General features: G+C 55.3%; 8 protein-coding genes. 3 read left to right on the top strand and 5 right to left on the bottom strand.

Annotated features, from left to right (window positions below; all coding sequences use genetic code 11):
- Nucleotides 1–76: 76 nt before the first annotated feature.
- Both PMI17_RS24355 and PMI17_RS24350 read right to left on the bottom strand, forming a co-directional pair.
- Nucleotides 77–6,031, bottom strand: a complete 5,955-nt coding sequence (locus PMI17_RS24355) for an autotransporter outer membrane beta-barrel domain-containing protein (RefSeq protein ID WP_007894119.1) — start codon at nucleotides 6,029–6,031, stop codon at nucleotides 77–79.
- Nucleotides 6,032–6,337: 306 nt separating this feature from the next.
- Nucleotides 6,338–6,802: an Lrp/AsnC family transcriptional regulator gene (locus tag PMI17_RS24350; RefSeq protein ID WP_007894108.1), complete on the bottom strand. Its 465-nt coding sequence runs from the start codon at nucleotides 6,800–6,802 to the stop codon at nucleotides 6,338–6,340.
- A gap of 268 nt (nucleotides 6,803–7,070) precedes the next feature.
- Here PMI17_RS24350 and PMI17_RS24345 point away from each other — a divergent pair, with 268 nt between their 5' ends.
- Nucleotides 7,071–7,493, top strand: a complete 423-nt coding sequence (locus tag PMI17_RS24345; RefSeq protein ID WP_007894105.1) for a DUF2000 domain-containing protein — start codon at nucleotides 7,071–7,073, stop codon at nucleotides 7,491–7,493.
- Here the strand turns inward: PMI17_RS24345 and PMI17_RS24340 are convergent.
- Entirely contained in the window at nucleotides 7,490–8,398 is a 909-nt protein-coding gene (locus PMI17_RS24340) for an AraC family transcriptional regulator (protein WP_007894103.1), read from the bottom strand. The genes PMI17_RS24345 and PMI17_RS24340 overlap by 4 nt on opposite strands.
- A 99-nt stretch (nucleotides 8,399–8,497) precedes the next feature.
- Here PMI17_RS24340 and PMI17_RS24335 point away from each other — a divergent pair, with 99 nt between their 5' ends.
- Together PMI17_RS24335 and PMI17_RS24330 are read left to right on the top strand one after the other, a co-directional pair.
- Nucleotides 8,498–9,244, top strand: coding sequence for an SDR family oxidoreductase (locus PMI17_RS24335; protein WP_007894100.1), 747 nt, complete (start codon nucleotides 8,498–8,500; stop codon nucleotides 9,242–9,244).
- Nucleotides 9,245–9,374: 130 nt separating this feature from the next.
- Nucleotides 9,375–9,836, top strand: coding sequence for a GNAT family N-acetyltransferase (locus tag PMI17_RS24330; RefSeq protein WP_007894096.1), 462 nt, complete (start codon nucleotides 9,375–9,377; stop codon nucleotides 9,834–9,836).
- Here PMI17_RS24330 and PMI17_RS24325 read toward each other — a convergent pair.
- Nucleotides 9,833–10,255 carry an NUDIX hydrolase gene (locus PMI17_RS24325; protein WP_007894091.1) on the bottom strand — a complete coding sequence of 141 codons (423 nt, stop codon included), beginning with the start codon at nucleotides 10,253–10,255 and terminating at the stop codon, nucleotides 9,833–9,835. The two genes, PMI17_RS24330 and PMI17_RS24325, sit on opposite strands and share 4 nt — an antisense overlap.
- Before the next feature lie 79 nt (nucleotides 10,256–10,334).
- The coding region (locus tag PMI17_RS24320; RefSeq protein WP_007894090.1) for an MFS transporter at nucleotides 10,335–10,817 on the bottom strand (483 nt) is incomplete at its 5' end.

Here is a 10,817-nt window from a genome sequence, read left to right as displayed (position 1 = left end):
CCCCAGCCGATGGCGAACGAAAGTCGCTCAGCACTTAACTGATCGGCATTACGCCATTCATGGCGACCTGGATCAATCAAAATGACCACCTAACGCCCGCATTATAGCGCCAGCCTTTGGCGCCGTTGCCGTCGATCTCTTTGCGGTAATCTGCTTCGGCATCCAACGATATATCATTGTTTAGCGTTGCGCTGCCGCCCAGGCCGACATCCCACATCTGGCCGAATTTACCGCTGTCAAACGTTTGACTGCCTTCTGCATCCGCCGCACCAATTTTGGTTTTCGCAGTGCCGCCCCAGCCTTTGTAGTAATTGGCGCGAACATATGGCGTATAGGCGTTCTGGCTGCCGTCTTGCCAGGTGCGATCGAGGCGCGCGCCGAGGCGGCCAATGGTTTGATCGTAATCGTTATACGACACGCGGGTGTTATCACGATCGGTGAAGCTATCCATCTTCATCTGCAGCCAGGTAATTTGCGCCTGCGGTTCGAGGCGCACGCCGTTGGCGAAGGTGAACGGATAGCCCGACTCCACCGAGGCCGTCCAGCCGTTGCCTTTCGGTGATGCCACCTCTTTCTGCCGCGCAATATCCGTTTCGCCGCGATACCAGCCCCAACTCAATGAGCCATCGAGGTAGAATCCGCTGTCGCGCAGCCAGGTGCCGTAGAGCGAAAGGGTGTCGCTATCGAAACTTGTGGAGCTGTAACCGTCCGCCGCCTGTGGACGAATGCGCGTATTACCCCGCGTATACGCCACCCCACCGCGCAGGCTCTCTTCAGCGCCATCAACCTGCAGCAGATTGCCGCCCAGTTGCACCGCGCTGTAATCCAGGTCGAAGTCGTAACCGTAATCGGCTGAACCGCGATTGCTTTGGTACTTCAGATTAGAGCCGAGATAACGAATAAACATCTCGCCGCCCACGCCTTCAGGCCCGCCTTGCTGCTGACGCAGTTCACCGAGGCGCTTATGCAAGTCGTCAGTCACCGCCAGCGAGTAGTAAGCCAGACCAACCGGCGCCGAGATATACGATGGCACCTGCGGTGTAACGGCCAGGCGCGCCGCACGCTGGCCGCTGCCCGCTTGCGGCTGGCACAGCGAGCCGTCTTCACAGACGAAGGTATTGGCGAGACGATAATCCCATGTACCCGCAGCCGAACTGACCGGCGCGAAGCTGGCTAAGCCGTATTGCCACGGCCCGGATGCGACATAGCCATTCTTCAGCACAAAGCTGGCGGCGCTGGCGTTACCGGTTACCTGCGCCAGCGAGACGCCTTCGTTGGCAGCAATCACGCCATCGCGGTTGCTATCCAGCAGCGGGCCGCCAGCCAGTTTATCCTCAATCAAAGTGGTGCCCGTGGCGTTGCCATTGACGCGTAACAAATCACTTTGCGTTGCCGTCGAATTGAGTTTCAGGTTGCCGCCGGTTGATGCCAAATCGCCATCAATGGTTAAAGTATTCGCCGCTGCGTTGCCGCCGTTGGTGAGATCCAGCGTACCGGCGTTGTTTACCACCAGCGAATCGTCGGTTGCGCCCTGCAGTAGCGGATTGACGTTATCACCGGCGAACAGCGTACTGCCGGCATCGATATTGATGGTGCTATGCGCCAGTTTGATGTTGTCGGTCAGCGTCCATTGAGTATCGAAGAAGTTGAGCGTGCTCCAGCCCGCGCCGAGATTGGTGCCTTTGCTGGCATCATCGCTGGCAAAGGAACCGCCGCGCGCCGACAGCTTGCTGAGGTTAAGCGTGCTGCCCGCTCCGTTTTCCGTGGTGATGTGGCGCGTATCCGCCAGGCTGACTTTTTGCACCGTCGCCTGATTCGCCGCACCGCTGCCCATCGTCAGGCTGCCGTTCAGCGTGCCGCCGGTAACGATCAGCTCATCGCTGCCGCTGCCGGTATTCACGTCGCCAATTACCGAACCATCAAGCAGCGCGATCACATCATTGCCTGCGCCACCGGCCACTACGACCTGATCCGGGAACGGTGCGTTGATGGTGCCTTCATTGACAAATACCGTGTTTCCGCCGCGCAAATCGATCAGCGGAGAGACGCGACTGAGTGAGCTAATCGATCCCTGATTGATCACCTGGCTGGCGGTGCTGGTCTTAATCGCCGAGCCGCCGTTAGCATCGCGAATGCTAATCGACCCCTGCGAAATGACTCTGCCGCTGGTATTGGCGCGAACGCCGGTGCCCTGCGTGGAAACCAGAATCGAATAGTCCTTGCCGATCACCAGATCGTTACTGGTGGTCGAGCCATCTTCATTTTCGAAGCGATAGCCGGTGCCGGTGCCGCTGACGTTAATCAGCACACGACCATTAGGATCAAATGAGGTGGCCGAACGCACGCCGTTGCCGCCTGATACTTCAAGCATCACGTTATCCAGCGAGATGTTGGCGGTTTCAGCGCGGTTATTGAGGGCACTTCCGCTGCCTAAAGCGCCGATAATGATGTCGTTGGCTTCAACGCCCTGCGCACCGCTATCGAGCAGCAAACCGTCGGCTTTGCGCATCGCTTGTATCGTGCTCGCGCCCTGCCCGTCACCATAGATTTTTAGCCAGCCACCGTCGCCAACACGCAACGCGGCGATGCCGTCGTCAACGCGCAGTGAGCTATCCATTGGCACGTATTGGCCGTAGCCGCTGCTGACGTCTACGCCCGTGCCCGAAGCAATATGGATGCTGCCACGGTTAATGAAATTACCGCCGTCATGCACGCGCGCGCCGGTGCTGTTGGGGCCGCGCAGATCGACTGCACCCTGATACTGGTTGAAAATGCGCGCACCGTCGCTGACATCAAAAGCGGTGGCATGGCGGCCATTGCCGTTGATTAAACCGGCGGCGTAGATCTCCGTTTCATTGGTACTCGCCCGTGCCGCGGTATTGTTGCGTCCGTTAAGCGTGATGGTGTTGGTTAATACGCCGGAAGCGTTATAGGTTGCGCGCATCACCGTGGCATTCTTGCCGGTAACAAGATAATTATCGGTCCCAGACACGTAGGATCCCGACTCTGACACCACAATACCGGTGGTGTTTTTGCCGCTGAGCGTAACGGTGCCGGCGGCCTGCGGGTAGAGCCCCCCCTCAGTGGCGACTTCATACAACGTCGAACCTTCAGTACTGACGTTAACGTTGCCACCATTGCTGATCAGCCGCGAACCGTGATCCTGAATCTGATAGCCCACCTGCTGTGGATGATGAAACACCACGCTACTCTGCGGGCCAAGGTTTACCTGTCCCCCCGCGCTCACCAGTCCACCGACCGTGTAATCGCCATACAGATTCATGGCGCTGTTTTGAATGATGCGGGATAGCCGGTCATAGGCAATAAAGCCGTAGGCGCCCGAGTAAATATTCAGCGTACCGGTATTGTTGATGTCAGTGGTTGTCACCTTGTCGCCGACAAACTCATAACCATCGGCATACAGCGCCACACCATTATTGGCGACGCTGATTTCGCCGCTATTGGTCACCTTGCCGCCGTTGGTCGCATAGATTGCCTGCGGTGCCAACCCCATTAAGCTGATATTGGCGGTATTGATCACCTGCGCATGATTACGCGCAATCAAACCACGCTGAAATTTATCATTACCGCTTAGCGCTGCATGGTTGGTTAACAAGGTATTTTCATTAAACTGCGTGTCGGGATTAACCACAGAGCCCTGCAACAAATAGCGATTACCGTCCACTTGAGCCCAGCGGGCATCTTGACCGATAAGGTTGACCTTGGTTGCCGCATCAACGGTGGCACGTGCACCGTCGGTAATCCACAGCCCGGAAGCGTAATCACTGTTCAGATTGAAGGTCGCACCGTGAGTGGCGATCTCGCTGCCGTCGCCAGCGGCAAATACGCCAAGGGCAAAGGGCGCATTCATGGAGAGCGTCATGCCGCGGCCATCAAAATCCGCGCCCTGCTCAAGGCGAAAAAGCGTGCCGCCGTTACTAGATGTGGCGTAGTGCCCGTTAGCCGGCAAGTTGATTTTGGCGTTGGGCCCGATGGTGTAAAAACTGATTTGTCGCTGAGCGAGAAAGTCTCCATTGCCTACGGATGAGGGCACGGCGCTGGGAGTGACGTTGACTGTGGCATTGCCTTCAGCGCGGATGCCGATGCCTGCCGTGCCGCGCAAATTAATTTTCCCGCTGACATTAGCCGTAGCGCTGCTGCCCGGCTCACCTATCACCCAAACCGCGGTATTGTTGGTGCCGCTAAAACGATCGGCATCACCACGCACGTTAATGGTGCCGCTGGAGTAAGCGCTAGCGCTGTCACCATCACGCGCGATGACTTTGAGGCCGGTGCCGTTATCGCCATTAAGATTGATGGTGCCAGCATTGCCCACCTTACCGCCGCTGCCGGCATTAATCGCCAACATGCCAACGTTTTCCAGGGGCTGATATTGCGCTTTGCCGTTTACATCGATCACACCGTTGTTGCGGGTAACGGCGTTCGGCGCAAGTTCTACCCGCATTCCCACCGCATTTTGTACTTTGGAACCAATCACGATGCGGCCATCGTTAATCACTTTTGAATCCAGCAGCTGATAAATGCCGCTGACACCGCCACTCAAATTAACGGCGACCTCTTCGCTGCGATCATTTTTACGATTCTGCGGTGCACGGCCGATATAGAGGGTGCCGTCTTTGGCATTCACGAAACTACCGTTTCCATCGCTGCTCGGCAGCACGCCCGCCGCGCCGCCAGCGCCGGAAATGTCGCTGACGCCGACATTGATATTGCCGTGGTTCACCACCTTGCTGTTGTAGGAACTGATGCCGGTACTAAAGCCCGCGCCGGGTTGCAGATTGATGACGCCTCGATTGATAAAGTGGCTACTGTAATTGGCGGTCACCGCGCTACCGCCCGCGCCAACCGTGCTGCTATCGACGCCTTTACCGTTGGCATTGTTAAGAAAACCGGCATTAATCACGCCATTGTTTATTCCGCGCGCGCCGTTGAGCAACTCCAGGCCAGAACCGGTGCTGGAGAGCTTGCCATTGATAATCGCTTTCGCGCCATTTATGGCGCGCATCACCACGCTATTACTGTTCACCACCTCCAGCGTTTTGCCGCGATTGATTTTGACCGTCGCCTTAGGACCATCGGCGCTGAGCACCACCTGATCGAAAATCGGTAGCGCCACCTCATCGTCGAAGTTGTTGCTGCTCATGCGATAGACCACGCGTCCGTCCCGCAGCGCGTAGGCTTTGTTAAATTCTGCGTTGTAGCTGTCGGTGCTGAGATTGGCGTTGGACAGTTGATCGATCAGCCAATCGTTGTAATTGCGAAGTTCATTGAGATTGGTGACGTTGAAGGTGCTGGTGCCGCCGTCCAGCGTATTGACGGTGAAGACACCCGCATATTGCACCACGTTGCCCACGTCATAAGCCAGGCGATCGCCGCCGTATGGCGTGGTGCCTGCGGTGAAGGTGATGCGATTATTGGAATTCCAGTTGAGGTTGCCTTTGTTGCTGGCGGTAAACAACTGGCTTTGCTTCGCCGCCATCGACCAGCTATTCGTTGAGGAATTGGCCGCTGCGTTATGCTTGCCAATATCGATATTAAGCGTGCCATTGCTAACGGCAGCGACGCGTGCATTAATATATTGTTTGTCGTTTACATCAAAATAATCTGGCACTACGGTTTCCAGACCTACTGCGGGAAGATCGACAATTTCAGACGTTTTAAACACTGAATATGTGGTGTAAGTATTTTCCTCATAATTAGGAATACCAATTAAATAGCTCTGCTGACCGATTTGCAGTCGCGCCTCGCCAATAACATTGTCATTGATAATTCGACCAATAGTGCGCAACTCACCAATCGTCACGCTGCCCGTGCCATTCTCACCGGGCGTAAACTGCGGCAATCCACTGAGCGTTTGCGTGCTCCCATTACATAAACAGTACGCCCCCACTTTATTGTCATTAATTTCAGGCGTATAGGGCTTTAATATCGCAGCCGTTGTCGGCAGCACAGGGAACATCATGCCTTGCGCAGCCACAAGGCTTAGTAACACCGGATTTAATTTAAACACAATGTTTTCCTCAACAGAGAAAAGACAAATTGCGTACGGATGTACGCTTCAGGTTTGTTTAACTGACTGAATTATTTTGTTTCAGGTTTTTAATGTTTGAAATTGGGTGAAATGAGTATCAACGCTAGGTAGGGTTAGCGTCTAGTTTGAGTTAAGGATTTGTGAGATGGGAGAGAGGATTTAGGAATTTGGCTAAATTAATTTTATTTTAAGTCGGACCTATTCATTATATGCAGCGAGTTATTGGTCCAGCACTCATTTAAGCTAAACCGCTAAAATAACACTCTAATATTTATATATAAGAAATTATTTACTTAAAGGCCAGGCCGCCAATCCCTTTATCTCCTTCAGCACAAACATACTCTGCATCTCTTTTATCCCCGGCAGTCTACGAATAACCGACATCGCGAAGTCGGCATACGCATCCATATCTGCCGCCACCACCTGCAATAAGAAATCGGCATCGCCGCCGATGCTATAGCAGGACACCACATTATCCAGCGACATCACTTCCTGTTCGAATTTACGCGCTTCGGCTTCACTGTGGCTATCAATAGAGACGCGCACGAACACCATCACATTAAGGCCAATCTTTTTTCGATTAAGTACCGCACGATAACCCTGAATCACTTCATCCTCTTCCAGCTTGCGCACTTTGCGCCAGGTGGGGGATGCGGAGAGGCCAATTTCGTCGGCGAGGTGTTGGTTGGTGATGCGCGCGTCCTGCTGCAACTGCTGAAGAATTTTGATATCTGTCTTGCTTAAGCTCATAAAGGGATAATCCTTTCCGTAGTTTTGCGATTTAGGGATTTTTTATCCCTAACGCGTCCTTTTTGCAATGCATTCCGCAAGCACTTTTCTTTCGCCTTGCCGTATACTTTTCACTTGATGATTGCCATCAGAATCATTGCGCGGAAGTCGCCAGGTCGCCATGAATGGCGACCCTACGTCGTAGGGTGCGCATTTATGCGCACCAGGCAAACCAGCATTATTCGCTGAAGCGCTCACCTCTAAACCCACTCAAAGTGAAGGCTGTATCATGAATTTCGACGCAAACACCCATCGCTGCACCATCGTGATTGATCAGCAACTGCCCGCAGGATTGGCAATGAACGCTTGTAGCGTTATCGCCATTAGTTTTGGAAAATTGATAGGCAATTTGGTGGGGCCGGACCAGCAGAGCCAGGACGGCGTGAACTATCCTGGCGTTATTTACGCGCCGCTGCCGGTGTTATTGGCTGATGGCAATTACCTGCGCGAGTTGCAGCAAATAAGCGGCATCGATAACGAAATCTTTGCGATGCCGTTCAGCGCGCTGGCACAATCCTGCAAAACCTACGATGAATATGGCGAACGTATCGCCAACGCGCACAGCGATCATATTGAGTTGGTGGCGTTGGGTTTGATCGGTCACAAGAAAAAAATTACCCGTTTAACCGGCAATTTGAAGCTTTATCGCTAAACATCCTGTTCTGCTTCGGCCGCAAACCATGCAGGTGGCTGGCCGACGTAGCGGCTGAATGCCACGCTGAACGCGCTGGCAGAGCGATAACCGACGCGCTCCGCCACTTCGGCTACCGCCATGTTTTTACCACGCAGCAGATTTTTCGCGAGCGCCATGCGCCACGTCAGCAGATAAACCATCGGCGCGACGCCAACTGCGGCCCGAAAACGCACAAAGAAAGCGGAACGCGAAAGCGCAGCGGCTTTAGCCAGTTCTGCCACCGTCCAGCTGTGCGCGGGATTAGCGTGAATAGCGCGGATCGCTGCCGCCAGGCGCTCATCGGCTAATCCGCCCATTACGCCCGGACACGCATTACAGATCGGCATCGATCGCAGCGCCTCTATTAACAGCAGCTCCAGCAAGCGCTCAAGCACCACATGGCGCGCCGGCCGCTGCGCGCGACATTCGTCCATCACCAATTGCACCAAGGTGGTCAAACGGGATTCACCGCGCACCTGAATAAACTGTGGCAGCAGCGAGACGATCAATCCAGCATCGGGCGCGCCGAACTGGCAATAGCCAATCAAGGTTTCCACGTCCGCTGGCTGCTGCTGATCGCCAATCCAGAACTCGCCGGGTGCAAGCATCTGCGGCACGGTTTCTGGCGCATCGTCGGCAGGTGGTTCAGCGCTGGTCATGCAAAATTCCCATGCGGCCGGAATCAGTACAAAGTCGCCCTGCTCAAGGGTTATTGGCGCATGCCCTTTCATCTTCAATTGGCTGCGGCCTGCCAGCACCAGGCAATAGAACGGTTGGCCAGTTTCGCTACGATGTACGCGCCAGCGGCCATTCGCTCGCGCACGCTTGGAGAAAGCTGCTTGCGGCTGTAGCAACGAAACCATCTCAGCTAAGGGATCGATCATTTGGACTCCTGCTAATGAAAGTAGGACTCTGCATTGTAGTGAGTCCAGCACATTGACTCTATAGTGATCACCTACCCTAAGGCAATGCAGGAGTGAGAGATGAAAACGATTCTAATCACCGGCTGTTCTTCCGGCTTTGGTCACGCCACCGCGCTCTATTTCCTCGAGCGCGGCTGGAACGTGATCGCCACCATGCGCAATCCGCGTGCCGACCTGTTTCCCGCTGCAGATAATCTGCGTTTGCTGCAGTTGGATGTCAGCGATGCGGCCAGTATCGAGCAGGCTATCGCCGCAGCGGGTGATATTGACGTGCTGGTGAACAATGCTGGAATTGGCGTGCTGACCTCGCTAGAAGGCACGCCAATGTCGACCGTGCGCGACGTCTTTGAAACTAACACGCTCGGCACGATTGCACTGACGCAGGCTGTGCTGCCGCAGTTCCGTGCCAGGCAGAGCGGTACCATTATCAACGTGACATCGACGGTCACATTGAAATCCTTACCGCTGCTGGCGGTTTACACCGGCAGTAAAGCCGCGGTGAATGCCTTTACCGAATCGCTGGCGCTGGAGCTACAACCGTTCAACATCAACGTGCGTCTGGTGCTGCCGGGTCTGGCTCCCACCACCGATTTCGGCAAGAACGCGATGCCGCGCATGGAAAACACCCAGCTTGAACCGTATCAGCCGCTGCTTGATGGCGTGTTTAACGCGATGCAACAGCCGCAGCCGACCACCAAAGCGAGCGATGTTGCTGAAGCGGTGTGGCGCGCGGCAACCGATCCCGATGCGCCGACGCGCATTCCGGCCGGTGAAGATGCGGTGGCATTAGCCAACCAGCCAGGTTAACTGTGAATCCCGGCGACAACAAGGTATTCAGCAGATGATGCCGGGCGCTAGCGTGCTGCGCAGTTTGCTTGGCAATATCAACAGCTAACCGCTATGTTGTCACTCTCGCCTGCTCACTTTAGGACTCTGCATGCACATCAGCCCGTTGGCGCAGCAGCCACAGTTATTCGATGCGGTCACCCAGATGTTGCATCGTGAATGGTCAGATTTACCAAACTGGCGCGATGCATCTGTTATTCAGCAACGCTTGCAGGCACGCAACGCGGAACAGGCTAAAACGGTCACGCTGGTAGCGACCACCACAGCTGGCGAGTTAATGGCGACCGCCAGCATCATCCACTACGAATTAGGCGATCTCAGCGAGCGCGAGTTTTGGCTCGGCGAGGTCATTACCGCGTCAGAACATCGTGGCAAAGGCCTGGCGAGTGCTTTGGTGACGCAATTAATTGCCGAAGCGCGTTTGCGTGGCATCGCGGCGCTGTGGCTTTATACACCCGACCAACAAGCGCTCTATCGCCGCTTCGGCTGGCAGGATGTGGAACAGCGCGAGATTGCTAATGAAGATGTGACGGTGATGAAGTTGGTCATCTAAGATGATTTCGCCAGCGTCTGCAGTGCCGCCAGTCCATCACGCGTAATCCAGCTACGCAGCGGCGCAAATAACGGTTCAGGTAATTCCTCGGGCGCGAACCAGTGCCAGCCGTTGCACTTCTCCGGCTCCATCAACTGCGGCTCGCCGCTAGCGTCCTGCGCCACCAGTAACAGCGTGATGTAATGCTTGTTGACCTCGGGAAACACATCGCTCACAAAGGCGCCGTTTTGCACCTCACCGAGCTGCAAGCCGGTCTCTTCCAGCACTTCGCGTCGCGCGCACGCTTCCGGCGCCTCACCAAATTCCAGATGACCGCCCGGCGCGGACCAATCCCCTGCGCCATGGCTACCTTTACGCTGCCCTAACAACAGTTTCCCATCGCGAAAAATTAACACGCCGATACCCACTTGTGGCGACATATGTGCTCCTTGTTTGCCAGGTCGTCATAAATGACGACCTGAGGTTATCGAAAAACTGCCCCACGTTTTATCACACTCTTTATTGCTGCGGTTTGAAACGTAACGCCATCACCATCAGCAGCACAATGCCCACGCTCATTATTGCCCACGCGCTATCCAGCGATGCAGCGCGATCGCGCACCATGCCGGCAATCAGCGGCATTAGCGCTGCCAGCAAATAGCCACCGCCCTGCACGAAGGAGAGCAGCGCGCCCGCCTCTTCTGGCGTGTGCGCATGATCCAGCGTGACAATTAGCGAAAGCGGGAACAACGCGCCGATGCCCAATCCCAGCAGCAAGGTGGGCAGCCACACCTGCGCGCCGCCCAGTAATATCAGGCTGATCAAACCCAACAAAATCAGGGCCAAGACCACGAGCAGCGGACGGCGACGATCGCGGAAGCGGTGAATCAGCGCCGACAGCACAAACCCCGCCACCACCTCGGTTAGCGTTAAAGCCCCCAGCACGTAACCGCTCTGCTCCGGCAGCCAACCGTGCTGGATATAAAACGGCGGCAGCCACGC

The organism is Pantoea sp. GM01 (assembly GCF_000282675.1).
In the GTDB taxonomy this organism is placed as follows: Bacteria; Pseudomonadota; Gammaproteobacteria; order Enterobacterales; family Enterobacteriaceae; genus Pantoea; species Pantoea nemavictus.
Note: the sequence above shows the minus strand (reverse complement) of the source record. Positions and strands in the feature narration are given on the sequence as shown.